The sequence below is a fragment of the Hahella sp. HN01 genome (genome assembly GCF_018986435.1).
Taxonomy (GTDB): Bacteria; Pseudomonadota; Gammaproteobacteria; order Pseudomonadales; family Oleiphilaceae; genus Hahella.
In genome coordinates, this window is the sequence record NZ_JAHMIN010000001.1 from 120,920 (window position 1) to 146,773 (window position 25,854).

General features: G+C 55.3%; 23 protein-coding genes. 9 read left to right on the top strand and 14 right to left on the bottom strand.

What is annotated here, in order from left to right; genetic code table 11:
- Window positions 1-6 precede the first annotated feature (6 nt).
- From KP814_RS00545 to KP814_RS00555, 3 genes are all read right to left on the bottom strand, one after another.
- Window positions 7-1,443: a DHA2 family efflux MFS transporter permease subunit gene (locus KP814_RS00545; RefSeq protein ID WP_216734922.1), complete on the bottom strand. Its 1,437-nt coding sequence runs from the start codon at window positions 1,441-1,443 to the stop codon at window positions 7-9.
- 76 nt (window positions 1,444-1,519) lie between these two features.
- Window positions 1,520-1,945 (bottom strand): transcriptional regulator SlyA, encoded by a 426-nt coding sequence (gene slyA / locus KP814_RS00550; protein ID WP_216734923.1) that lies wholly within the window; start codon window positions 1,943-1,945, stop codon window positions 1,520-1,522.
- A 125-nt stretch (window positions 1,946-2,070) separates the two neighbouring features.
- Window positions 2,071-2,556 (bottom strand): Lrp/AsnC family transcriptional regulator, encoded by a 486-nt coding sequence (locus tag KP814_RS00555; RefSeq protein WP_216734924.1) that lies wholly within the window; start codon window positions 2,554-2,556, stop codon window positions 2,071-2,073.
- Window positions 2,557-2,859: 303 nt separating this feature from the next.
- On the opposite strand from KP814_RS00555, the gene leuA reads away from it, so the two are divergent.
- Window positions 2,860-4,542, top strand: a complete 1,683-nt coding sequence (gene leuA, locus KP814_RS00560) for a 2-isopropylmalate synthase (RefSeq protein WP_216734925.1) — start codon at window positions 2,860-2,862, stop codon at window positions 4,540-4,542.
- Window positions 4,543-4,727: 185 nt separating this feature from the next.
- A complete protein-coding gene (gene codA, locus KP814_RS00565) occupies window positions 4,728-5,978 on the top strand; it encodes a cytosine deaminase (RefSeq protein WP_216734926.1) in 1,251 nt (416 codons plus the stop codon).
- Between the two features lie 40 nt (window positions 5,979-6,018).
- On the opposite strand, the gene KP814_RS00570 is transcribed toward codA, so the two are convergent.
- Window positions 6,019-6,357: a YebG family protein gene (locus KP814_RS00570; RefSeq protein WP_216734927.1), complete on the bottom strand. Its 339-nt coding sequence runs from the start codon at window positions 6,355-6,357 to the stop codon at window positions 6,019-6,021.
- Between the two features lie 304 nt (window positions 6,358-6,661).
- Here KP814_RS00570 and KP814_RS00575 point away from each other — a divergent pair, with 304 nt between their 5' ends.
- Window positions 6,662-7,840 (top strand): sensor histidine kinase, encoded by a 1,179-nt coding sequence (locus KP814_RS00575; protein WP_216734928.1) that lies wholly within the window; start codon window positions 6,662-6,664, stop codon window positions 7,838-7,840.
- Window positions 7,841-7,911: 71 nt separating this feature from the next.
- Window positions 7,912-8,526: a response regulator transcription factor gene (locus tag KP814_RS00580; protein ID WP_216734929.1), complete on the top strand. Its 615-nt coding sequence runs from the start codon at window positions 7,912-7,914 to the stop codon at window positions 8,524-8,526.
- Between the two features lie 35 nt (window positions 8,527-8,561).
- On the opposite strand, the gene KP814_RS00585 is transcribed toward KP814_RS00580, so the two are convergent.
- On the bottom strand, window positions 8,562-9,278 hold the full coding sequence (locus KP814_RS00585) for a DUF6683 family protein (RefSeq protein WP_216734930.1): 717 nt from the start codon (window positions 9,276-9,278) through the stop codon (window positions 8,562-8,564).
- Between the two features lie 428 nt (window positions 9,279-9,706).
- Here KP814_RS00585 and KP814_RS00590 point away from each other — a divergent pair, with 428 nt between their 5' ends.
- Window positions 9,707-10,711 carry a hypothetical protein gene (locus KP814_RS00590; RefSeq protein WP_216734931.1) on the top strand — a complete coding sequence of 335 codons (1,005 nt, stop codon included), beginning with the start codon at window positions 9,707-9,709 and terminating at the stop codon, window positions 10,709-10,711.
- 236 nt (window positions 10,712-10,947) lie between these two features.
- On the opposite strand, the gene KP814_RS00595 is transcribed toward KP814_RS00590, so the two are convergent.
- Window positions 10,948-11,262: a hypothetical protein gene (locus tag KP814_RS00595; protein WP_127969123.1), complete on the bottom strand. Its 315-nt coding sequence runs from the start codon at window positions 11,260-11,262 to the stop codon at window positions 10,948-10,950.
- A 109-nt stretch (window positions 11,263-11,371) separates the two neighbouring features.
- On the opposite strand from KP814_RS00595, the gene KP814_RS00600 reads away from it, so the two are divergent.
- The 4 genes from KP814_RS00600 (at window position 11,372) to KP814_RS00615 (ending at window position 16,967) form a co-directional block, all read left to right on the top strand.
- Complete coding sequence (locus KP814_RS00600; protein ID WP_371824017.1) at window positions 11,372-14,125, top strand: cation-translocating P-type ATPase; 2,754 nt, start codon at window positions 11,372-11,374, stop codon at window positions 14,123-14,125.
- Between the two features lie 181 nt (window positions 14,126-14,306).
- Complete coding sequence (locus KP814_RS00605; RefSeq protein WP_216734932.1) at window positions 14,307-14,987, top strand: hypothetical protein; 681 nt, start codon at window positions 14,307-14,309, stop codon at window positions 14,985-14,987.
- A gap of 331 nt (window positions 14,988-15,318) precedes the next feature.
- A complete protein-coding gene (locus KP814_RS00610; RefSeq protein WP_216734933.1) occupies window positions 15,319-16,242 on the top strand; it encodes a leukocidin family pore-forming toxin in 924 nt (307 codons plus the stop codon).
- Window positions 16,243-16,316: 74 nt separating this feature from the next.
- On the top strand, window positions 16,317-16,967 hold the full coding sequence (locus KP814_RS00615; RefSeq protein ID WP_216734934.1) for a hypothetical protein: 651 nt from the start codon (window positions 16,317-16,319) through the stop codon (window positions 16,965-16,967).
- 97 nt (window positions 16,968-17,064) lie between these two features.
- Here KP814_RS00615 and KP814_RS00620 read toward each other — a convergent pair whose 3' ends face one another.
- From KP814_RS00620 to KP814_RS00655, 8 genes are all read right to left on the bottom strand, one after another.
- Window positions 17,065-17,475, bottom strand: coding sequence for a DUF2802 domain-containing protein (locus KP814_RS00620; RefSeq protein WP_216734935.1), 411 nt, complete (start codon window positions 17,473-17,475; stop codon window positions 17,065-17,067).
- Window positions 17,476-17,513: 38 nt separating this feature from the next.
- Window positions 17,514-17,999: a chemotaxis protein CheW gene (locus KP814_RS00625; protein WP_011398905.1), complete on the bottom strand. Its 486-nt coding sequence runs from the start codon at window positions 17,997-17,999 to the stop codon at window positions 17,514-17,516.
- Between the two features lie 129 nt (window positions 18,000-18,128).
- Entirely contained in the window at window positions 18,129-19,409 is a 1,281-nt protein-coding gene (locus KP814_RS00630) for a chemotaxis protein CheW (protein WP_216734936.1), read from the bottom strand.
- 50 nt (window positions 19,410-19,459) lie between these two features.
- Window positions 19,460-20,275, bottom strand: coding sequence for a ParA family protein (locus KP814_RS00635; protein WP_216734937.1), 816 nt, complete (start codon window positions 20,273-20,275; stop codon window positions 19,460-19,462).
- A gap of 295 nt (window positions 20,276-20,570) precedes the next feature.
- On the bottom strand, window positions 20,571-21,353 hold the full coding sequence (gene motD, locus KP814_RS00640) for a flagellar motor protein MotD (RefSeq protein WP_216734938.1): 783 nt from the start codon (window positions 21,351-21,353) through the stop codon (window positions 20,571-20,573).
- A gap of 45 nt (window positions 21,354-21,398) precedes the next feature.
- Window positions 21,399-22,139 carry a flagellar motor protein gene (locus KP814_RS00645; RefSeq protein WP_216734939.1) on the bottom strand — a complete coding sequence of 247 codons (741 nt, stop codon included), beginning with the start codon at window positions 22,137-22,139 and terminating at the stop codon, window positions 21,399-21,401.
- Complete coding sequence (locus KP814_RS00650) at window positions 22,139-23,311, bottom strand: chemotaxis response regulator protein-glutamate methylesterase (RefSeq protein ID WP_216734940.1); 1,173 nt, start codon at window positions 23,309-23,311, stop codon at window positions 22,139-22,141. Before KP814_RS00650 ends, KP814_RS00645 begins: the two co-directional genes overlap by 1 nt.
- Window positions 23,312-23,366: 55 nt before the next feature.
- Entirely contained in the window at window positions 23,367-25,847 is a 2,481-nt protein-coding gene (locus KP814_RS00655) for a chemotaxis protein CheA (protein ID WP_216734941.1), read from the bottom strand.
- Window positions 25,848-25,854 lie beyond the last annotated feature (7 nt).

Sequence of the window (25,854 nt, forward strand, 5' to 3'; positions counted from 1 at the left end):
GCCTGTTCAGGCGCTTTCCGGCGCGGCTTGCACCGAGGCGTCTGTCTTTCCGATGCGCGCCGCCGGCCACAAAGCCGCGATGGCGATAACGCCCAGCAGAACAAAGGCTTCGGTGTAGCTCAGCATGGATGCGACGTGACCTCCATCGCCCGCTTCACTTCCCCACTCCAGCATGACCGCGAGAATATTGATGCCCATCGCGCCGCCAAATTGTCTGGCGAAGTTAATCATCCCCGACGCCTGCCCCAGCTGCGCATCGCTGACTTCCACCAAACCGCCGGTGCTGAGCGCCGGCATCATCAACGCCAGTCCAACGCGTCCCACCAACACCAGCGCAGCCAGATAGAAAAACGACGGCGTAAGGCCGATAAACACCCACAGCAGACTGGCCCCGGCAAACAAAGCCAGCCCCGCGATCACCAGGCGATGAGGCGCGCCTTTATCCGCCGCCCGTCCGCTGAAGGGAAACAGTATGCCCAGCGCAATGCCGGCCGGCGCCATCATCATGCCCGCCTCTGTCGCGCTATAGTTCAACGCAGTCTGAACAAAAAGAGGAATGATGTAGGTAGATCCGAACAGGGCCATGCCCAGCCCTAACGCCACCAGAAATGCACTGCGAAAGCTGGGGACGCGCAACAACGCAAGCTCCAGCAGAGGGCTTCGACTATGTCGCTGCCGTCGTACGAACAAGATGAGCGAAGACATCGCCAACAGGGCTCCCATAGACTGCCAGAGGGGTTGCACGAGGCCGTGTTGCAACCGGGTCAATCCATCCAGCGCGCACCCGATAAACAGGCAGAGATAAAAGAAGCTGGTCCAATCAAAGCCGTGCTGCTCAACCTCCGGCTCCCTGTGAGGCATATAGCGTAGCGCCATCAGGAAGCCAGCCATGGTAATAGGCAACGGCGCAAAGAAGATATAACGCCAGTCAAGCTGATCCACGATGACGCCGCCCAACACCGGCCCCAAGGCTGGAGCCAGAATCACGCCCATGCCATATATGCCAATAGCGCGTCCACGCTCATTGCGGGGAAATACCCTGAACAACACATGCATCGCAATCGGCTGCAACATACCCGCGGCGGCTCCCTGTAGAACCCGCGCCAGGATCACAGACTCCGCATTCGGCCCCAAGCCGCCCAGCACAGAAGCGCCCGCGAACAGCAACATGGCGAATCCCAACGCGTGACGCAGTCCAAAGCGTTGCGTCAGCCAGGCGGTAGTCAGCATGGTTGTAGTCATGGCGGCGAGAAAGCCGGTGGAAAGCCAGTGGGCGACGCCCTGGCCTATGGAAAAGTGGTTCATGATGTCCGGCAAGGCCACATTGACGATAGTCGACGTCAATACCGCGGAGACCGTCCCCATCATGACAGTGAGCATGGCCAGCCAGCGATAGGCGGGTCCATGACGATCAAAGAGAGCCTGCAACAACGTATCAGACATGTAAATGCTCCGTAATCAGTCTTCGGAATCCCCTTGCAAACGTGAGTGATGCGTAATTCAATCGGCGAGGCGTCAGTCAGTTTATTTCCGATGCATTCTTTTCTATCCGCGCAAAAACCTGCAGGCACAGTTCGAGATCCTGCGGCGAGACGCCGGCAAGCATCTCGCTCCGCAATGCGGCGGCGCGTTCATTCACCGTTTCAAGATAGCCTTCCGCCGCAGGAGTCAGGCGAATGCGCTTGGCCCGTCCATCCTGCCCACACCCGGTGCGGGTCACCAAACCGGACTCTTCCAGGCCGTGCAGCAGCCGCACCAGTGTCGGCGATTCAATGGACAGAGCGTTCGCCAACTCTTTCTGAGTCAGGTCGCCGCCCAGCCTTTGCAGATAAAGCAGCGTCACCCAGCGGGATTGAGTCAGCCCCAAATCACTGAGCCGATCATCCAGCAATTTGCGCCAGCGTCGGTTCAGACGCGCCAATGTGAAGGAAAATAACTCGCTCATGATATTCCGCTTGTTAGAGGATTCAAATTAATTAGCTAGCTAACTATTAGTGTAAAACAGAATGATTAATAAGCCATGCGTATTAGCCGAGAAACTTTTTCGTGAGCGAATCGTAAACTGAGGTTCTATAAATAGCCCAGCGGCAATTCCGTGTTGTCCACCACCCTGCGCAGCACAAAGCTGGAGTGCACTCCGCTTACCCCGGGAATACGGGTGATCTTGTTCAAAAGGAACACTTGGTATGCATCCATGTCCGGCACCACCACCTTCAGCATGTAGTCGGCCTCCTGCCCGGTTATCAAATAGCATTCCTGAACTTCCGGGGACTCTTTAACCTGATTTTCAAACTCTTCAAAGCGTTCCGGCGTATGGCGATCCATGCTGATCTGGATAATCACCGTCAAAGACAGCCCCAGCTTCTTGCGCTCCAATAAAGTCMCCCGACGCAGAATAATGCCCGCCTCTTCAAGAGCACGCACGCGACGCAGACAGGGCGACGGCGATAATCCCACTTTTTCCGCTAATTCCTGGTTGGATAACCCGCCATCCTTTTGCAGACATTCCAATATTTTGCGATCAATTCGATCGATTTTGACAAGCTTCTCTTTCATTTGGATATTAAATTTCACAAAGATGTTTATTTTTAAAATTATCTATCAATTTTTATTAAAATCAAATCAACTACGCAAACTCATTGCGCGTCATTCTCGGTATTATTGCTTTCCTGACTGCACATCTCTTTAAGGCGCACCCACCTTATTACGAGACGTCAGCCGGCCTGGCTCACAAGGCGAGGCGGCATAACGGGCCACAAGCTCAAGCGAACCAGAGCCATTGCGCTCAAAACCTAAATGGATGCGGGAAACACTAACGCCCGCTCAATTCGAACAGGAAGACTTACGAGGCTGATTTCCATGGCTTTCGACCACCGCAAATATCGTCCATTCACTCCTATCCGTAAGGCGGACCGCCGCTGGCCGGATCAGGTTATCGAACAAGCGCCCATCTGGTGCGCAGTTGACCTGCGCGACGGCAACCAGGCTTTGATCAAGCCAATGAACGTTAGTCAAAAGCAGCGACTGTTCGACCTCCTGGTGAAATGTGGGTTTAAGGAAATCGAAATCGGCTTCCCCGCAGCCAGCCAGCCTGACTTTGATTTCTGCCGCAAGCTGATTGAAGAAAATCGCATTCCGGACGACGTCACTATTCAGGTGCTGACGCAGGCGCGTCCCGAGCTGATCGCACGTACTTATGAAGCGCTGCAGGGCGTCAAACAAGCGATCGTTCATGTTTATAACTCCACCTCCACCGTACAGCGCGAACAGGTATTCGGGCTGGATCGCGAAGGCATTAAAGCCATTGCGGTAAGCGGAGCCCAGGAAGTGCTGGCGCACGCTGAAAAGCATCCGGAAACCCAGTGGAGTTTTGAGTACTCACCGGAGAGCTTTACTGGCACAGAGCTGGATTTCGCCGTCGAAGTCGTCAACGCCGTGAACGCTGTATGGCGCCCGGAAAACGGCCGCAAAGTCATCATCAACCTTCCTGCGACGGTTGAGATGGCGACGCCTAACGTATTCGCCGACCAGATCGAATGGATGTGCGACAACATCCATCAACGGGAACACGTTATTGTTAGCGTGCACACTCACAACGACCGTGGCTGCGGCGTAGCGGCGGCGGAACTGGCAGTAATGGCGGGCGCTGACAGAGTCGAGGGAACCCTGCTGGGCAACGGTGAGCGCACCGGCAACATGGATCTGGTCACCATGGCCATGAACCTGTATTCCCAGGGCATTGATCCCATGCTGGATCTGTCCGATATGTCCGAGATTATCGATACTGTCGAGGCTTGCACTGAGATCAGCACGCACCCGCGCCATCCTTACGCTGGCGACCTGGTCTTCACCGCGTTCTCAGGCAGCCACCAGGATGCGATTCGCAAGTGTCTGCATAAACGTAAAGAGGACGACGTATGGAACGTGGCGTACCTGCCTATCGATCCTTTCGACCTGGGCAGACGCTACGAAGAAGTGGTTCGCATCAACAGCCAGTCCGGCAAAGGCGGCGTCGCTCATGTGCTGGAGCGCGATTACAACATCAGTCTGCCGCGCTGGTTGCAGATCGAATTCGCCAAAGTCGTGCAGCATGAAGCGGAGTCCGAAGGCGGTGAAATTGACTCCCGCACCATTCACCGCTTGTTTGAGGAACGCTATCTGAGCACGCCCAAAGGATGGCGGTTGCGCACCTACGATATGCATAGAACTGACGAAGCCGTGCAGGTGCAAATTGAATTCGGCGACGACGCCATTATCTCCGGCATCCGCGGCCAAGGTCACGGCGGCGTGGAGGCGGTGGCCGCCGCGTTGGAGAGTCGCTACCGCATCAGCATCGCCGTAGAGGCTTACGATGAATTCGCGCTTGGCGAAGGCACCGACGCCAACGCCCTCGCCTGCATCAAAGTCATGATCAACGGCGCGCCATTCAGCGCCGCCGCTTTGGCGGAAGACACCACCACCGCCACCCTGCAGGCGCTGTTGTCGACGGTGGGCAGACACGCCCAAATCGCCGCCGACAGCAATCAAAAGGAAGCCGTCTAACTCTATACCCCATTGGGCCCTGCATCAGGGCCCTTTTTTTGTCCCTCTCAGACGTCCCATCATTACAACCTCTCACGCCTGTCATTTGATATTGCTAACACCTGATATTGCTGGAAGCTGTCGACAGTTGCAGGTCATTTACGGAAAATGTCCGCTTCAGAATAAATAATCAGGTGAGCCCTTCAATGAAATACGTCACCAACGTCCGTTTACGCGGCCAGGACGGTTTATACGCCATTCAGATTAACCAGGGCCAGATCAGCGCCATATTGCCCATGGCGGAGCTTCCGCAGTCGGACGTGGAAATTTTGCTGGACGCTGGCGAGCGTCTTGTCAGCGCCCCCTTTGTAGAGCCCCATATCCATCTAGACGCGACAGGCACCGCGGGCGAGCCTAGTTGGAACATGAGCGGCACATTATTTGAGGGCATAGAGCGCTGGTCTGAGCGCAAAGCCATGGTGACCCATGAAGACGTTAAGCAACGCACTCGTCGCACTCTGAAAATGCTGACTCAATACGGCGTGCAGGCGGTACGTTCTCATGTGGATGTCACCGATCCAACGTTGACGGCGCTGGAAGCCCTGCTTGAGATTAAACAGGAAGTAGCGCCCTGGATTGAGCTGCAACTGGTGGCGTTTCCACAGGAGGGTATTCTCTCCTACCCTAATGGCGTTCAATTGATGGAAAAAGCCGTCGAGATGGGCGTCGATGTGGTTGGCGGCATTCCTCATTTCGAGTTCACCCGCGACTATGGCGTGGAGTCAGTCAAAATCCTTATGGATCTGGCGGAAAAATACGACCGCCTTGTCGACGTGCACTGCGATGAAATAGACGATCCCGGCTCCAGGTTCCTGGAAGTACTGGCGGCGGAAGCATTGAAGCGCGATATGGGCCACCGGGTAACCGCCAGCCACACCACGGCGATGCACTCATACGATAACGCCTATTGCAGTCGTCTATTCCGCCTGCTGAAAATGTCACAGATAAACTTTGTATCTTGCCCAACAGAAAGCATTCATTTGCAAGGCAGGTTCGACAACTTCCCCAAACGTCGCGGCGTCACTCGGGTGAAAGAGCTGTTAGAAGCGGGCCTCAATGTCGGTCTCGGGCAAGACTCCATTCAGGACCCATGGTATTCCCTCGGCAATGGCAACCTGCTGCGCACCTTGGATTTCGCGCTGCACATATGCCACATGATGGGCTATGACGACTATCGTAATGCGCTGGACCTGATCAGTCATAACAGCGCCAAAGTGCTGAACATTCAGGACCGTTACGGGGTAGAAGTCGGCAAACCCGCCAACTTCATCCTGCTGGACGGACCTGACGACTATGAAGTCTTGCGCCGCCAAAGCGTGGTGACAGCCTCCATTCGCGCAGGCGACATCATCATGCAACAAACACCGGCGGTGGTGACGCAAAACATTCAGCTTTAGACTGTTTACATCCAAGGGACGCTGACAACGTCCCTTCTCATCAGCCCTTGCCGGCTATCGCCCGCACTTTGCCGCTGTCTTTAGCCTTGGCGCTCTCTTTAGTCTCTTCTTCTGCGCTGGGAGCAGACTCTGGCGACTCTTCAAACAAGACGTCAACCTTGCCTTTGAACGCGGTTGCGAACGCTTCCTTGTGATTAGCGACCAGCATGCCAATTTCTTCCGCCAAACCTTCATTCAAAGAAGTCAGGCGTTGCGCCAGGAAATGAGACACGCCTTCGGCGAGCTCAAGCTTTTTGTCATGATCGTCAGCTTCTTTCTTGGATTTAAACATCTGTTGTGATGGGTCTCTGTCACTCATATACAGGGTCACTACGGCCATTTTGTCGCCTCCTAAAATTAGCCTCTGTATATTCATACAGTTTTAAGATCAGGTCAATAGCGTCACACAAGATTCATCCAAACACAGTAACCATATGAAAATAAAGGCTCAATGAGTAGATTTTTATTGCAAACACAAGAGATAACCAAATGGTAATAGTCCGAATATATGATTGCGCCTCGTCGCGCAAGGCATTTAGGATAACCGCCAGTTTGACGTTCGGATTAAGCGGCATTCTCGCTCATCAGAATTAGGGAATGCGAGGTTTAATCCAGGTATCTGACAGTGCAGGGAGGACAGAAAGATGCTTATGTTAAAAAACAGGCTTGCAGCCAATGCGTATCAGCCTGACATCATTGCGTACAAGGAATCCAAAGCCGCCAACGCCTCCCATGGCGGTGCAAAATATCCACTCTTGAACGCTCTCCCCTATCCTGCCGCCGTGCATTCTCGCCAAGGTGAATTCATCGCCTGTAACACTTTATTTCTACGTGAGTTTAGTGGCGACCAAAAAACGCAATCTCGCCTGACGTCGCATCGCGACTCATTTCTGCAGCTATTTCAACCTGTTGAAAGCAAAGAGGCGCACTTAAAAGGCGACGCGTTTTCGCTGCAAGCGCATCACCCGGAAACCGGCGCTTTTTATACGCTAAATAGCGCGCCGTTTCATGATGCCGAAGGCGTGAAATTATTGTTATCGGCGCAGAAAGTGGAAGAGCCTTCGCTACTGCTGCTAAGACCTGAAGACATGCACGCCCAGTTGCAGCAAGCCTCCAAAAGTATGTCGATTGGCGAGATGGCGACAGCCTTGACTCATGAACTGAATCAGCCCATCGGCGCAATTCTCAATTACCTTAACGCCGCCAAGCTACTGCTTAAAAAGCATACTGGCGTCGATAAGCCGGAAGAAGCCGTGCAGCTTGCTATTCGGCAGGCTCATCAGGCGGCGGCCGTGGTTGCCCGCATCCGTAAATTCGTAACGTCGAGAGAGCCGCGCGCAGATGAAATTTCTTTGCGCCAGTTGGCCAGCGGCGTGCTGGAGCTTCTTCAACTCGAAACTCATCGACGCCAAGTCAAGACCCGCCTGCTGATAGCGACGGACCTACCTAATGTCTGCGTGGATAGAATCATGATCGAGCAAACCCTGGGAAATTTGATTCGCAACGCGCTGGACGCCATGCGCGACACGCCAATCCAAGAACGTGAACTCATTGTGGACGCCCAAGTCATTTCCCAGGACCGGGTTAAAGTCAGCGTGACAGATAAAGGCTGCGGCATTCCCCAACATTTCCGCAATCGCCTGTTCACTCCCTTCTTCACGACCAAACCTGATGGCATGGGTGCAGGCCTCGCTATCAGCAAGTCCTTTATCGAACTTCATCACGGAACGCTGGAGTTTAAGGATAACCTCGATGGCGGCTCTGTCTTCTCTTTCACTTTGCCTCTAGCCGCAACTGCGACGCCTGTACGCCCTCCTGACTAAGTGACGGCAAGCCGTTAGAAACGCGGCCCTGCAGATTATTTTTGTGGATACATCTTTTCGAAGAGACAAGCATGAACGCAGCACAAATTTTATTAGTAGACGATAACGAAGACTTTCGCCGCTCCACCGTCTGGATGCTGGAGGCGGCCGGCTTGCAGGTAGAAGACTTCAACCGGGCCACAGGCCTTTTGGCGAGACTTCAGCAACTGGAAGACGCAGGCATTCCATTGAGCGACAAATGTGTCGTGACCGATCTACGCATGCCTGACATGAATGGATTGGAGCTGATGGAGGAACTACGCGCACGTCGTATTTCCATTCCCGTCGTTCTCATAACCGGACACGCAGACGTCACTTTAGCCGTCAGCGCCATGCGCATGGGCGCAGCGAACTTTCTGGAAAAGCCTTTCGAAAACTCCATTCTGGTGGAAACCGTGAAAAGCGCTATTTCAGAACCCGGGTCCGCATTGCGCAACCCACAGGCGGCCAAGGAAAAGCTGGGACGCTTATCCCCCAGGGAACGCCAGGTGTTGACCCATGTGTGCGCCGGAAAACTGAATAAAACCATTGCAGATATCCTTGGCATTAGCGTGAAAACCGTGGAACTGCATCGCGCCAACATGGCGAGCAAATTGGGGGCTCGTAACGTACAGGATCTAGTCCGGTTATCTTTGGGCTATGAGTAAAAGAACAGAAGGCTGTGCGTCCCTGCACGGCGAAATTACTTACGAGCAACCAAACCGCCTTCAGCGGAAATCGTAACCAGCTCGGGGTGAATTTTGCGCGCCTTGAGATCACGTTTCACATAGTCTTTGACCTCGTCCAACTTCCACCCGGGTGTCCCCGCTTTGGCTTGCTGATAGTCGTTGGCGGCGAATGCGGAGTACCAGTACAGCGTCTCCGCCGTAACTTGCTTATCCCGATCGGATAGTCCGGCAAGAGAAGGGTTTGTCGCAATCACCTGTCGAAACTGCTTCCATACTGCTCGATCTTCAGCGTCGTTGGTTTCCTGATCGTTGAGAATGCTAAAGGATGTGGTGACCCAGGCCGCCATGGCCAGAGCCAGATCATTAGCCTGATAACCGTCTTTCTTCACCGCATCGCCCATCAACTGCATGATGTCGATCTCGGCGAATGCCGCACGCAGTTCAGCCTCTTTATCGGCGGGAACTTTTTTCAGCATTTCTGCGATCATTTTTTCTTTGATCTCAGCACTGACTTCTTTTGATGGGGTGAAGAAAGCGCCCTTTTCAGGCACAGCTCCATTATCGCCGCCAGCGGCTGAAGCCGTATTGTCAGTCTCACTCAGCGCCATTTCAAACGCGGAGTTCATTGAGCCGGCGATATCATCCAGTGCATCACCGGACGCCTTAGCGGTATGTCCCCAAAGACACAACAACGGTAAAAAAATGGAATATAGAATTCCAGGAACTCTCATTTAAAGTCTCCTCATTAGGCTGACGCAAACCCGGCGAAGAGTTGCAATCGAAACGCAGCGACAGCAAAAACTGCTCACCTCAATTACATTCGCCGACACGCCAGAGCTTTGATGCGAGGCATTACGGTAAACGATTTAATCAAAAGGAAAACACCTGGGAGAAACCCTAGTTTATCTATTGCCCTTCAATTAGTTAGCTTTACCAGCCCACTACTTGACGATGCTCCAGCCAGGTTCAATGACTTCGACAAGAATTAACATCAGGGGCCACGCCCAATCCGCTCCTTTTTCGATGCTGCTCGGCGTGCTTCTGTTTCTGAGCAGCCCGCCTGGGGCCTCTTCTGCTTTTGCGTCGACGTCTCCCAGCGTGGAAACCGTGATGACGCTTTATACCCCCGTGCTAACCATGGACATTCTGCGCCGCCTTTGTGGCGTCAAGGCCAACTCGTCGAATTACCAATCCTGGCTGTAAGCGAAATCAGGCGGACCTGATTGAAGCATCCGTAAACAGCCTGAAACAGCGCACTCCTGCCATTGACGGCAGTCTGTTACAGGTAGAGGAGAAATTGCGCGCAAAGCTGAATGAGGATCGAGACTTACTCTGTGATACATACTCAGACGTGCTTGAAGACGTTCGTTTCAATCCAATGCGAATGCACCCTGAACTGTACGCAGCTATTACAGACGCCTCTCATAAACAACCGGCAACCAATTCACCCGGATATAATCAAACGATACAGCCACATCCTGCGCATCCCGTCCTGCTTTCACAAAGCGCTTTGGCCTGCGCTTCTACTGACGCTAGCCCTGAAAGCAGCGACATAGAAAAAATCTTCACCGTCCGTGAGCACCAGTATAACGGCAGCATGATGTTGATCCATTTTCAGCCTTACACTTTATTCAAAAACAGCGAGCTGTATCGGGACATGGACGCGGCGATCGCAGATCTCGACATACCCGCCTGCAAACAGGCCCGGAAAAAAGACTGGGGGTATTGGCGAGCGCAAGGGACGGGATATCAGTTTCAGCTACCGAACGGGAAGCCCCGGGAAATCAAGCCGGAAGATATTTATCCCGTCTTCCCCGCCGACGCCGACGAAACCCTGGAAGGTACCTGGAAAATGTTAGGAACATTTGGCACGCAGAGCGTCAGCGGACTTAGTAGCCAGGTATTCGTCGCCAGGGACATCACCTTGCATCGAAATGGTCGCTTCGAACTGAATAAATCCGCTGGCGGCGTCAGTCAGACTATGGTCGGCAAAAGCGACTCACAGCATTCAGGTGTTTACCGCCTGACAGGATATCAGGCTGAATTCAGCTTCGACGATGGTCGTAAAGAACGCATGAGGTTCTTCTTTTTCCCGAACAACAGCCGTAAAGATACCGGCATGTTCAATCTAGGCGGGACCAGCTACACACAACAGGATGAATGATGCAAAAGGCGGTAGCGGTTTAAACCACTGAGCGGTTCAAGTGCAACTGGGGATTTCCCTAGTTGGCGCTTTCAGGGTTTATGTGTGAAATACCCTGCAACGGGGGTCAAACTGACAAACTGTTCTGACAACCGCTAAAGCCACATTACGTTAGGTCATGTAACCATAGCGTTTTGAGGGCGGTCTTCACCGCCCTAATTTTTCAACCTGAGATGATTTAATTCAGCCGACGTGGATCAAACGTGCTCGGCGCAAACCAACTCTGCAAGCTGCTCCCATAAAATCCGAACCTCTTCCTGCTTCGACTCCAGTTCGGCTTTATCTTTCTCCAACTCGGGAGAATACTTGCTCATATCCAAGGTCAATTGATATATCTCGTCGATCAGAGCGGACGTTTCCTGGCGCATGGTTTCCTCGCTGACGAAGTGATTTCGCCGCCAATTGTAGGGAAGGATGACAAAGGTAACAATCCCATACTTATGGGAAAATTTGATCCCTGACAGGTATTCGCCAGCCCGCTCTATGCATAGTGACTGACACAACGCCGTCATACATGGCTATCAGCCTGTATAAGCTACTCCAGCGATCGATGAAAAAAATTGTTCGCTCTGTCTCGGCGCAAATTTTGATCTCTACGCATTGACTGATTAAGGCGATACTGTGAACGGACTTCATATTCCTCAACGCCCCTCGCCTGCTCCAGGCGAGATCATTTCCGGCCTCCCGCATGTGACGCCACCGGACTGCTGGCATGCATCGCCCATCGAGAAAACGCTGGCCGCCATGAAGACCAGTGCAGATGGCCTTAGCTCCAGCGAGGCGGAAGAGCGATTGCGCCGTCATGGCGAAAACATCATCGCGGAACAGTCTGGGGACAGCGCCTGGCAAAGGCTGCTGCGCCAGTTCAACAACCCGCTCATTTACGTCCTGCTGCTGTCCGCCGCCATTACCCTGATCATGCGTCATTGGCTGGACGCCAGTGTGATCTTGATGGTGGTGATCATTAATGGGCTGATCGGCTACCTACAAGAAGGTCGCGCCGAAAAGGCCTTACAGGCTATCAGGCGCATGGTGACCTTTACCGTCAGTGTGCGCCGGGACGGGCGTCTGCAATCTCTCCCGGCCAGCGTCCTAGTTCCTGGCGACATCGTGCTCCTGCAAGCTGGCGATCGCGCTCCCGCCGACATGCGCCTCATTCAGACCAGCGATTTACATATCAGTGAAGCCGTGCTGACAGGCGAGTCGGAAGCGGTTAGCAAGCAAACGCAGCCTACCCCGCCGGATACGGAACTGGCCGGTCGCACCTGCATGGCGTATGCAGGCTCCCTGGTGACTCGCGGCCAGGGACATGGCGTGGTAGTCGCCACTGGGGAAAATACAGAGTTCGGCAAGATCAGCGCTCTGCTACGCCAGGTCAACGCCATTGAAACGCCATTGCTGAAACAGATGGCGGAATTCAGCGCAAAACTATCCTGGTGGATTCTTTTGCTTTCTGCCGTGTGCTTCATGACGGGGTACTGGTTACGCGACTACAGCGCAGCGGACATGTTCCTGGCGGCGGTGGGATTGGCCGTCGCGGCGATCCCGGAAGGTCTCCCCGCGATCCTCACGATCACACTGGCCCTCGGCGTCCAGATGATGGCGAAGCGCAACGCGATCGTACGACGGATGCCTGCGGTAGAGACACTGGGGGCCGTAACCGTTATCTGCACCGATAAGACCGGCACTCTGACGAAGAATGAAATGACAGTGGTCAGTCTCGATGCCGGCGAAAACAGCATGGATGTTTCCGGGGCCGGCTACGATCCACATGGAGAAATCACCTTCGATGAGCGTCTGGTCAGCGCGCAGAATCACCCCGAACTGGCGCGCCTGAGTCTGACGGCGTTGCTCTGTAACGACGCCGACATTCATAAACAGGATGATATCTGGACGCCTCAGGGAGATCCTACTGAGGCGGCGCTGGTGACCTTCGCCGCCAAGGCCGGCTGGGACAGCGCCCAAGCCCGCAAAGACCACCCCAGGCTGGATGTGCTGCCGTTTAGCGCCGATAACCTGTTCATGGCGACGCTCCACCACGATAGTAACGGCAGCCACTTCATCTGCATTAAAGGCGCCCCGGAAAGAGTTCTGCAACTCTGTTCGACAACGCTGTCCGAAGAAGAAACTCAGCGCTGGAACATGCGCTTCAATCAACGCGCAGCGCAAGGACAACGCCTGCTGGCCTTCGCTTACATAGCGACGCCGGACGCCATTGCCGCACTGCCTACCCAGTTACCATTGGCGAACATCCAGTTTCTCGGCGCCGTCGCAATGATCGATCCGCCACGGGAGGAGACCGCTCCTGCGCTGGCGAAAACCTTGCAGGCGGGCATCGTGGTCAAGATGATCACTGGCGATAACCCTAAAACCGCGCAGGCCATTGCTGAATCCATTCATCTTCCAGTCGGCGAGGGCGTCGTCACTGGCGCAGACATCGACAACCTGGATGACGAAGCGTTGAAAGCGGCGGCGCAGCGTTGCAACATCTTCGCCCGCACCACGCCATTACACAAATTGCGGCTGGTGGAAGCGTTGCAACAGTCGGGAGAAATCGTCGCCATGACCGGCGATGGAGTCAACGACGCGCCTGCGCTGAAGCGAGCGGGCATCGGCGTCGCCATGGGACGTCAGGGAACCGAGGTCGCCAAGGAGGCCGCTCAGATTATTCTGCTGGACGACAACTTCTCCACGATCACCGCCGCTGTGGAGGAAGGCCGCCGCATCTTCGACAACTTCAAAAAGGCGATTGTCTTTGTGCTGCCTACCAGTTGCGGCGAAGCCTTGATGATACTCGCCGCCGTCGTGCTTGGTGTCGCCATGCCAATTACGCCAGTGCAGATTCTCTGGATCAACATGATCACTGCGGTGACCCTGGCGCTGGCGCTGTCTTTCGAACCGGCGGAGCGCAATATCATGGCGCGCCCTCCCCGACGGCCCGGCGAGTCGCTGCTCGACCCGCTGCTGTTATGGCGGGTGCTCAGTGTGTCATTGATTATGGTGCTCGGATCTTTCGGTCTGTTTGGGTGGACGCAATCCACTGGCGCATCTCTGGAACACGCGCGTACGGTGGCGGTGAATACGCTGGTGATGTTTGAGATTTTTTATCTTTTCAATACACGTATGCTCATGGAAAACATCACGTCCTGGCGCCAGCTAACCAGCAACCGAATGGCGCTCTACTCCGTCGCCATCCTGCTTCTTTTCCAACTGCTTTTTACCTATGCGCCGCCGATGCAACGCCTGTTCAGTTCCACCGCCTTATCGCTGTCGGATTGGCTCGCCATCGCCCTCGTGGGCTCCAGCGTCTTTGTCATCACCGAGATAGAGAAATTTGTTATGAGCGTCGTTAAAGGTCAAAAAAACAGCGATTAGTCCTGGAATTAGGTTGAATATTCAAATATTTCCCATAATAGTTGCAGGACATTATCAGGTTATTTCTTGTGCTGAACGATAGAGAAATAACCTGTCGCGAAAGGGATTCCGGATGCATCGACTGCCTGCCGGTTTCAACGAAAAATATATAACGCTTGGCTTATCACACTGGAGTAACACAATGGCAAAAAAAGAGAAGGGCATCGTCAAAAAGAACATCGAAAAGTTAGGAGACGTGGTTTCCAAAGAACTGCATAAAGCCACTGAGCAGATACAGGCGATTCTTGCGGATTTCTATAAGCAAGCGGAAGAAATTCAAAAGCAGATTAAAGAGCCGGTGATGAAACTGATTAAAGAACTGGAAGAGCTGCGGGAAAAGGAGCTCAAGAAAATCCAGGCTGAATATCAGAAAGTGGTCAATGAGATCAATGCGCTGCAGGAACAGTTCATGGACCGTCTGGGCCTGGCCTCACTCAAAAAACCCGCGCCGGTTGCAGCGTTGACGGCAAAAGCGCCAGCGAAAACGTCCACCGCGAAAAAAGCCTCTACAACCAAAACCGCCACCCGCAAGCCAGCGGCGAAAAAAACGCCCGCCAGCAAACCCGCTGCGGCAAAAACCACCGCAAAGAAAACGGGTTCAACAGCAGCGACCACCACAGCCAAAAAGCCAGCCGCCAAGAAAACGCCCGCTAAAAGTCCTGCGCGTAAAACTCCAGCGACCAAAGCCGGCGCGGCCAAGACCTCTGCGAGCAAACCTGCTAAAGCCGCTGCGCCCAAAAAACCAAGTAGCGCCAAAACGCCTCGTGCGAAAAAAGCGGATACCGCCGCCACACCCAACACGGCGCCAGAAGAGACCAAATAACGTTCAGCTTTCTTCAGGGGCGGCGCACTCGCGCCGCCCTTTCTCTTCACGCAATAGTTAAGCGGCCAAATACCACGCCACACATGGCGTACAGCCTTATTTCCTTCTCTCAGAAACGTCGTTTCCGCGCTTATTTCGCCTTTGACGGTTAGTTTAAGGGTTATCTTTTCGCGCCATCATCAGGGCTCAACATGACAACCTATCATGAGCCAATTGCAGGTCAAAAAACCTACTTATACGATACAGAAGCCTGTTCTTTTTGATTTTTCTTAATTCAATCTGCATAGGCCAACAACAAAAATAGTAAAAGCTGACGCGAGGTAAAATAAGTATGAGAACCGCAAAGCTGTATGCAAAAGTGTTAACCGGGCTGTGTCTCACAGCCGGCCTCGCCCACGCGGGAGACACTATTAAATCTTACACCAGCACTTTGTACGAATTGGATGACAGCGACGCCAGGAGCAAACGTATCCGGCTCGTTTACACCGTGCAAAACGCCTGGAACCAGTCGCACTATCCTGAAGGGATCAAGGAAGTAAAACTGGTGCTCAACGGAGGCTCGGGGTTCGATATGACCAACGTGCCTTCCCGTCAGACTCTGTATGAGTCAGGAACCAGCGCGGACTACCGTTATACGGTGCCGACCGCGTTCCAGCTAAAAGTGGGATATCAGGACGGCTCCAGACTGCGCCACCTGAGTCACGCTCCCTCCAACACTATCTCCAGCGCTCAGGTGAGCGAATCAACGGACTTCAACCTGGGCTTTACGCTCAACGAGGAATCGCCAAGCATTAATGGCGGCGTCTCCTGGAGCACACGGATTACCTACAATCAGGACGAGTTCAAGACGGTGACCGATTTTGACCAGGGCAACGAAGGCGTGACCTGGAATATCGTCAGCCAGACCATCAAACACCGCACGCCGCCGAAAGATAACCTGCTTTACGCATGGACTTATCTGTTCTGGGGCTGTGGCATCAACAACCTCATCCCGACCAGCGAATTGCCGACAGTGATGACGTCAGACTTCAAACCGGAAGCGGTGGTGCTGTACCGCAAATACGATTTGAACGACGGCGTCGACTACACGCGCTTGAAGCTGGAAGCGAACTGGCAGAAGACTCATTACCACTTCGCTCGCGACTGGTGCTCTTTCCACTCCAATTTCAGCTGGAAGGGCTACCACGACTACAGCGAGTGGACCAAAGCCAATCGCGTCGTGTCTATCTCATGGAAGGACGGCCTGTACCACTAACGGACCCCATCAGGCTGACGGCTCCCCCAAGGGGAGCCACTTCCAGCGGACATGACAAGTAGAAGGTGATCATTATGTCAGTAAAAAAACTGGTTTTATGGGGCGCGCCCTTATGTCTGGCGGCGGGCGTTTTTCTCTACCACACAAGCGGCGACGACTCTGACGTGAACTCCGCATCGCAAACCACGGCGACGAAAATCCAGGCGGTCAACCAGGACGCAACGCTGACAAGCGTTTCTCCCGAATTTATAGAGGAAGCCACGCCACAGGCGGAGGCCGAAGCGGCTCCCGAGGTGGAAGAGCCGGTTCAGGACACGGGCCCCTGGGTATCGCAGGCGTCCACATCGCTTAGCGCAGAGCTGTACGACTTTATCGAAGCGGAAGGGTTACGCTATGTCGACACCAGTAATTTCCCGTTCGATCCGCAAACAGAAAGGCTGCTGCAGAAGCTTTCCCAGTCCGGAGAGATTCTTCTTTTCGACAACACAGAAGCCGAGCGGCTTGGCGGCCTGACGGAGAAGCCGTCGGATATTATCGCCGATTACTACGGCGCAGCGACTGAGGGCGACGCCATCATCGCCACCAGTGTGACCAACGCGGACGGCAGCGTACATTTCATGGTGTTGCCGGTGCACAAGAAAGGCGAGGACAGCTCACTGTCCGAGGACGTCAAACTGGCGGTGGCGTTATTGAAACAAGAAAAAGAAACCAAAGAGACTCTATAACGACAAACCCGGCTGCGGCGACAGCGCCACAGCCGGGTTTGCGTTTTAATAGATAAACCTGTTCGCCCGCCCTCTGGTCAGGCGGAATCGGTTCGGGTCAATGCCGAGCCGGTCTCTGCGCTCCAGTCTGGCTGGAATGCAGCGCTTTAATCAGATCCGCCTCCGCCCTGGTCAGGCCGCAGACTTTCACCAAATCCTCCACTTCCGCGCCCAACGACAACAGGCGGGCCGCTTCATTGTAAGACACCTTTTGCACGTCCATGGTTTGCAGTTCTTTTTGCTTGAGTTCAGCGGCTTTCAGACGCTGATCAATGGAAACCACCTTTCGACCCACGCCAATGCCACTGTCGGAGAGCATATTGAGCTTATCCCGCATCTGCCCGACCTCGATTTCCAGACGTACAATGCGCTTGGCCTGCATCCGACAGAGAGTGAAACAGGCAATGGCGACGACCAGCCCGAAACACAGGGACACAAGCAGCTCCCAACTCATGAATTGCGGATTCATAACTTATCCTCCCGCGCCAGCTTATTGGGTGAGACTGATCACAAGGACGCCACCTCGGACCACTCTTCTTCTGACATCATTTTTTCGAATTCAACCAGAATAATCAGTTCTCCATTCTTGTTGCAGACGCCTTGAATGAACTTGGCGCTTTCCTCGTTGCCGACATTTGGAGCGGTTTCCATTTCCGACTGCCGCAGATAAACCACTTCCGCCACAGAGTCCACCAGAATGCCCACGACTTGATTATCCACCTCTATCACCACAATCCGGGTGTGATCGCTCACCTCCGCTTCCGACAAGCCAAACCGCTTGCGGGTGTCGATGACCGTGACGACATTGCCGCGCAGATTGATGATGCCGAGAACGTAGTCCGGCGCGCCAGGCACCGGGGCGATTTCCGTATAGCGCAACACCTCCTGGATCTGCATAACATTGATGCCGTAAGTTTCATGATCCAACTTGAAGGTCACGTATTGCAGAATCGGATCTTCTGAACTTTGGCCCTGCCCTGAATAGGATGCCATAGCGTTTAACCTCTTTCTCCCGACGCTGAGCGTCAAATTTCTAGCGTTTGTACTTAATTAATATAGAACAACGCAGGATCTATGCCAGCCGATTTTGCCAACCGCCCCAGGTCCGTCGTCGGCTCCGCGTCAGCTTTTTTTGCCGGCTTTGGCGGATGACTGATTCAATTGTTGCTCCAGACCATCCACATCCAACAGCGCACACATATGCGTCACCACTGTGCCGGCCAGCCATGGACGCTTAGAACGTTCGCTACGCCAGCGCACCTGATCCGGGTCCAGAGTAAATGCTTCCGCGATGAAATCGCAGCCAAGCCCCCACTCAGAATCATGCAAGCGAATGATGTAGCGGATATTTTCGCGGTATTGCGACTTATAGCGGTCAGGCATGACCCATTGCGCCGTGTCCACGACTCTCACATTCATTCCCGCTACAGGTATCAGCCCGACGAACCAGGAGGGCATGCCGAACAGCGGCGTGGTTTCATGATCCATCGCATGCACGCCGCCAAGAGAAATCAACGGCACCGCCAATTTCAGACCCGCCACGTTAAACAGAAGGCACTCAAATCGCTCCTGCGCCCACACCGGCCTGCCGTTAGCGGCCCATCCATCCGGCGCGCCGCCGGAGCCAGCCTCAACGTCAACCTCCTCCTGCTGCGCTGCTTCCGGCTCCACCACCGTCGGCGCGTCACGTTCTTGACGCCTCGCTTCAACTTTTTGACGCGCCAGCGACTGCGGTTCCGGCTCTTCTTCTGTCGATTCCGAGACACGCCATTGCTTTAACTTCTCCCGTAACGCCGCGCTTCGCTCCGCCACCGACGGTTTTTTTTCCGTCTCCACTGGCGCTGGCGACGGCGGAGCCACCTTGGGCATCGGCATCACCAGCCTGGGCGGTTCCTGCAAAGCCAGACGCGCCTGCTCCGCCTGTCGGGCGAGCATACGTTGGCGCGCCAGAGTCATACGCCCTTGTTCCAGTAACGCCTCCGCTGCGGAATGCGTCGAGGCGCTTTCTTTCTCCGCCGTGTTCATGTCCACCTCCTTCCCTGGCGAAACCGCTTTATGACGCGGTGCGGCTATAGCGCGTTCGGTCTCAGGCGTCTCCGGCGGCGATTTCGTTGGTTGCGGTTTTGTGGGTTGTGACTGAGTCTGCTGCAGGTCATTCGCTGTGGTCGAGGGTTGCTCACGCCCGCGGGTCTGGCTTGAGGCCTCTTTGAGGTCAGGCTCCACCGCAGACGCAGCCGTAGCGACGGACTTGTCCTCCTGCGCCGACAAATCAACGTCAGAAGGCTCGTTATCCTTGTCTGGCGCCGGCTTCTGCTCAGGCGCAGGGGGGCGCAGCAGGTCGTCAATGTAATCGAGGACTGCCTTATCGTAGTTATCAGGATCGGCGAACTGCTTATCTGCCATTACTCAACAAATATCCTTTAATGCCTGCGGCGACCTCCGCCGCCCTTTAGTTACGCCGCGCCGCCCGCGTGGGCTTGAGTCGGCGGATTGAACCCCACGTTGGCTTCCAACAGGTCGTGCAACAGTTTTTCATAGCCGCGCACGCCATGGGTGGCGGCGTCATACATGGAAGGAATCACGCCCGCCCGGCTGGCGTCGCGGAATTTGGTGTCCACGGGAATCGCATAGCGCCAGACCACATCGCCATACTGATGCCGCAGCGTGCGGAAGGTCTGCACCGACGCCTGCGTGCGACGGTCGAACATCGTGGGAATGACAGTATAGGAAAGCGGATTCTTCTGACTCTTCATCACCATGCCAAGGGTGTGCAGCATGCGCTCCAGCCCCTTCAGCGCCAGAAATTCCGTCTGCACCGGAATCAGAATATGCTGGCAGGCCGCCAGCGCATTGATGAGCAATACGCCAAGCACCGGCGTGTTATCCAGAAAGGCGTAATCGAAGTCGTCCCACAAGTGCGCCAGCGCCTTGGAGATGATCAACCCCATGCCTTCCACACCCACCATTTTCCGCTCCAGCGTGGCTTGCGCCGTAGACGCCGGCAACAGTTTAAGATTGGGGTGGCTGGTGTCGCGGATCAGAGTGCGCGGCAAATCCGCCGGCACTTTGCCCTCATGCATGAATAAGTCGTATACGCTGCCGCGGATACTGTCCGGGTCATATTTAAAATAAGACGTCAGCGAGCCGTGCGGATCAAGGTCCAGCAACAGCACCCGCTTGCCTTGTTGCGCCAGAATCCCGCCGAGGGCGACGGCGGTGGTGGTTTTACCCACGCCTCCTTTTTGATTCGCGACGGTCCAGATTCGCACGGTTGATACTCCCCGCGTTGATGTTCAGATAGGTGACGACAGCGCGTCACAGCGTCTCTGCGGCGCATATTCGTCATGTCGCAACAGAGTTCCTAATGACAGTATAGAAGCTCACAGTGACGGACATTAATGACAATCCTTATGCGCAGCGTCGGCAAGTCAGCGCCGCAATCCGTCTCTCCCTGTTTCGCCATGAGGGGATTGCACGATATATGCCAACGCCGGGATCTCGCGGCCTGTTTCAGCAGGATAAACCGTCAATTGGCGGGAAAACTGCGCGCCTGCCCTGACCTGGTCAGCGCCGCATGGTGAGACGCACTTTGGCGTCCTTGGCCACCAACAAAACCACTCGACGGTTTCTTTGCCGCCCCTCGGTGGTATCGTTACGGGCGACCGGCTGATATTCGCCGTATCCCACCGCCGCCAGACGTCTTGGGTCAACGCCGCCGATAATCAGCAAGCGCGCCACCGCCGCAGAACGCGCCGAGGAAAGCTCCCAGTTGGAAGGATAAATCGAACTGCGAATAGGCACGTTGTCAGTGAAGCCCTCCACCAGAATGGCGTTGGGGTAGTCTTTGAGGATGCCGGCGATGCCGTCGATCAGATTGAACGCAGCGTCCACCGGCACGGCGTCGCCACTGTTGAACAGCAGATTATTGCGCAGGGACAGCTCGATCCAGTTGTCATTCTCGTTGATGGACACCATGCCTTGTCCAATCAACCCTTTTAGCCGGTAGTTAAACCGATTGGCGATTTCCCGCAAGCGCTCCCCTTCCTGCTCTTCCGTGGTTTCGCCGGGCTGGCTTTCCGGACTGTCGAAAGGCTGTATCGCAGGCGATTCACTTTGCGGAGGCGCTGCGGTCTGTTGTCCAACCTGAATAGGATTAAGGCTGCGCTGAGTGGCGTTGAACACCCCTTCCAGGGTTTCAGACAGGACTTTGTATTTGCCCTCGTTGACGGAGGAAACCGAATACATCACCACGAAAAACGCGAACAGTAGGGTAATGAAGTCCGCATAGGACACCAGCCAGCGTTCGTGGTTATGGGATTCTTCCCGGTTGCGGCGGCGCTTTCTCATGACTGGCGACTCCCGCTTATCGACATGAAGGGTTAACAACTGGCGTCATGACAGAAACCCTTTCAACTTCAATTCTATTGCTTTGGGATTCTCTCCCTCGGAGATGGCGACGATGCCTTCGATCATCATTTCCCGCAGCAGCGATTGCTCGTGCACAATGCCTTTCAATTTATTGGCGATGGGAAAGTAGAACAGGTTAGCCAACGCAACCCCGTAGATAGTGGCGACAAACGCCGTGGCGATGCCAGGCCCCAACATGGAGGGGTCCTCCAAATGGCTCATGACCTGAATCAACCCAAGCACGGCGCCGAGAATCCCCAATGTAGGCGCGTAGCCGCCCATGGCTTCATAGACTTTGCTGGCGTCCAGATCACGCTGCTCGCGGCTGTTAAGCTCCAGTTCCATGATGCTGCGGATGGATTCCGGCTCGGCGCCGTCCACCAGTAGTTGCAGCCCCTTGCGGGAAAACGGATCGCGCTCTTTTTCCGCTACGGACTCCAATCCCAACAGCCCTTCCTTGCGCGCCACCATGCTCCAGGAGATGACCTTCTGGATGTCGTCTTCAAAGCTAAGATAGGGAGGGAGAAAGACCCAGAGAAACTGTTTAAAGGAACGCTTCAATACCTTGCCGGAGTGTTGCAGCACAATGGCGCCGAATGTGCCGCCAATGACGATCAGCGCCGCCGGCAGATTCAGTAAGGAGGAAACATCGCCGCCTTCGATCAGGTTGCCGCCGATAATCGCCACCAGGGCGATCAGGACGCCCACGATGCTGAGTAAGTCCATTATCCGACACCGTCAATCAACCGCGGCGCAAATTCATCCAGAGCTAAGACTTCATCCGACAGACCGGCGGTGGCCACCGCCATCGGCATACCGTAAATCACACTGGTCGCTTCATCCTGAGACCAGACCACGGAACCGCTTTCTTTCAGCATGCGGCAGCCTTCACGGCCGTCCGCACCCATGCCGGTCAAGATGACGCCCAGTACTTTGCCGGGAAACATCTTGGCGCAGGAGCCAAAAGTGACGTCCACGCAGGGCTTGTAGTGCAAGCGCTCGTCGCCGTCGAGAATTTTGACCCGCGCCTGGGCGCCGACGCGCTCGATCAAAGTCTGTTTGCCGCCAGGGGCGATGTAGGCCCATCCGGGCTTGAGGATCTCGCCGTTCTCCGCCTGTTTGACGGACAGTTGTGACAGACGATTCAGACGTTCAGCAAACGCCGGCGTAAAAGAGGCCGGCATATGCTGCACCAGCACCAGCGGCGCTGGAAACGCGCCCGGTAAGCGGGTGAGAATTTTTTGCAGCGCCACCGGACCGCCGGTGGAAGTGCCGATCAGCACCACTTTATAGTCCTGACGCGGCGTGCGTCGGGTTTTCGCCACCTTCACTTCCGGTTTTGGCTCTACCTTCGGTTCCGGTTTGGCTGGCGGAGCCTTGGCGCGTGGTTCAGCGGCGCGCGGCGTCGGCGCGGCGGGCTTGGGCGGCTCGCGTACGGGCGTCGGCGGCGCGGGTTTGGCCGGTTCCGGCGCTGAAGCGGAGGCCCCGGACATACGATATTTGGCTCGCGAAACTTCTTTAATACGGTCGTGCAGCAGGCGTTTGATCTTGGCGGCGTCGCCGGACATCGCCTCGAAGCTCTTCGGTAGAAAATCCACCGCACCAGCTTCCAGGGCGTCAAAGGTCACTCGGGCGCCTTCGTAAGTAAGAGAGGAAAACATCAAGACAGGCGTGGGCTGAGTCCGCATGATTTCCTTGACCGCGGTAATGCCGTCCATGACCGGCATCTCGTAGTCCATGGTGATGACGTCGGGTTTCAGTTTAAGCGCCATCTCCACGCCTTCGCGGCCGTTACTGGCCGTGCCGACGACATCGACATCGCTTATGGAGTTCAGGATCTCGCAAAGGCGACGTCTGAAAAATCCCGAATCATCTACTACCAGGACCTTTAAGGCCATTCATCGGTCTCCCGTTTTTGGAAATCACTCCGCCGCTGCGCCTTATGACAGGCGCTCAGCCTGCGGAAGCCGCGGGCTCCGTTTCATCAGAGTCCGTCACCAACTGACTCTTCCTGAACGTCGGCCGACCGTATACTTTGCTGGACTTGGCGTAGCGTCCAAGCATGCTGGGAATGTCCAGTATCAGCGCAATGCGCCCGTCTCCAGTGATAGTGGCGCCGGCCATTCCCGGCGTGCCGTGCAGCATTTTGCCCAAGGGTTTGATGACCACTTCTTCCTGGCCGACCAGTTGATCGACCACAAAGCCCACCCGCTTGGTGCCGACAGAGACAATCACCACATGACCGTTCTCTTCAGTAGGTTCGAATTGCGCGCCCTTCACCAGCCAGCGTTTGATGTGGAAGAGCGGGAACACATTCTCGCGCACCACAATACATTCCTGTCCATCAACGATATTGGTCTGGGTCAGGTCAAGGTGGAATATTTCCACCACGCTCACCAATGGGAATGCGAACGCCTGATCTCCCAGCATCACCATCAAGGTCGGCATGATGGCGAGGGTCAACGGCACTTTGATTACAATGCGCGAGCCGCGCCCCAACTCTGATTCAATATGGATGGTGCCATTCAACTGGGTGATCTTGGTTTTGACCACGTCCATCCCGACGCCACGTCCGGACACATCGGATATTTCCGTCTTGGTGGAGAAGCCCGGCGCGAATATCAGGTTATACGCCTCGTTGTCGGTGAGACGCTCCGCGGCGTCCACGTCGTAGATGCCTTTTTCCACTGCTTTCTGACGCAACACCACCGGGTCCATACCCGCGCCGTCGTCTTCGATGGACAGCAGAATATGATCGCCTTCCTGCTCCGCCGCCAGCACCACGCGCCCTACCCGCGGTTTGCCTTTTTGCTCGCGCGCTTCGGGAGATTCGATACCGTGGTCCACTGCGTTACGCACCAAGTGGACCAGTGGGTCGGACAGAGCTTCGACCAGGTTCTTATCCAGGTCGGTGTCTTCCCCACGCAACACCAGATTGACTTCTTTGCGCAGGTTGCGCGCCAGATCCCTCACCACGCGGGGGAAACGGCCAAATACTTTCTTGATGGGCTGCATCCGCGTCTGCATGACGGCGGACTGCAAATCGCTGGTGACCACGTCCAGATTGGACACGGCTTTGCTCATGTTCTCGTCGGCGAACTCTTCGCCTAAACGCTTAAGACGGTTACGCACCAGCACCAGTTCGCCGACCATGTTCATGATGTCGTCGAGGCGCTTGGTGTCCACCCGCACCGTGGTTTCCGTCGCGATGCTGGCCTGGGCGTCTTTTCCAGCGGCGGCGCTCGCCGCAGGCTGACGCCGTTCTTCGTCCGGCTCGGCGCGGGCTGGAGCTGGCGCGGGCTTGACGACTTTCGGCGGTTCTTTCTTGACCGGCTCCTTCTTGGCGGGCTCTTTTTTCACAGCCGCCTTTTCCGCCGGTTTCGCCGCGGCGGGCTTGGCGCCGCCGGTAGGACTCGGTCCCTTGCCGGAGCCGTGTAACTCGTCCAGCAGTTTTTCGAATTCGTCGTCGGTAATCAGTTCGGAGTCGCCAGCGGCGGCTTCTTCTTTTTTCTCTACTTTCTTTGCAGGCTTTTCAGGCTCGGCTTTCGCCGCAGGTTTGCCTTTCTTCTCTGCGGCGGGGGCTTTCTTCTGCTCAGTCCCGTCAGAGACGGCGCCGTCAAACTTGCCTTTGCCGTGCAGTTCATCCAGCAAGGCTTCAAATTCATCGTCGGTGATTTCATCGCCGTCGCCGGCGGACACGGCTTCAGCCGCTTCTTCCTGGGGAACCGGAGCGGGTTCGGGAGCAGCCTTGGCGGGTTTGCCCTCCTGGGGTCCTCCAAACTTGCCGGGACCATGCAGTTGATCCAGCAGTTTCTCGAACTCGTCCTCGGTGATTTCATCGCCTTCGCCTTTCGACTCCGACGCCTCCGCTTTCTCGCCGCCGTCTTCATCGTCCAGGGCGTTGAGCAGATTCTCGAATTCGTCGTCGGTGATATCGCCTTCCGCCGACGCCACAGGCTCTTCAACGTCTTCAGCCGCGTCTTCTTCGTGCTCTTCCACGGCTTCTTCGGCGGGCTCGTCAGCCTCTTCCGCCACAGCAGCGGACTCGCCGCTGGCCAGTCGCTCCAGGGCGGCCATGAGTTCGGGCGCGGCAGGGGTCAGTTCTTCCCGCATTTTCACCTGGGAAAACATTTCGTTGACGGCGTCCAGCGTCTGCAGCACGACATCCATCAATTCGGAGTCGACGCCAAGCTGGCCGTTTCGCAACAGGTCAAAGACGTTTTCCGCCACGTGGCAGCATTCCACCAGGGCGTCCAACTGAAGGAAACCGGCGCCGCCTTTGACGGTGTGGAACCCACGGAAAATGGCGTTCAGCAGATCGCGGTCGTCCGGGTTCTGCTCCAGTTCCACCAACTGCTCTGAGAGCTGTTCAAGAATTTCTCCCGCTTCGACTAGAAAGTCCTGCAGGATTTCTTCGTCCGCTTCAAACCCCATTCATGTG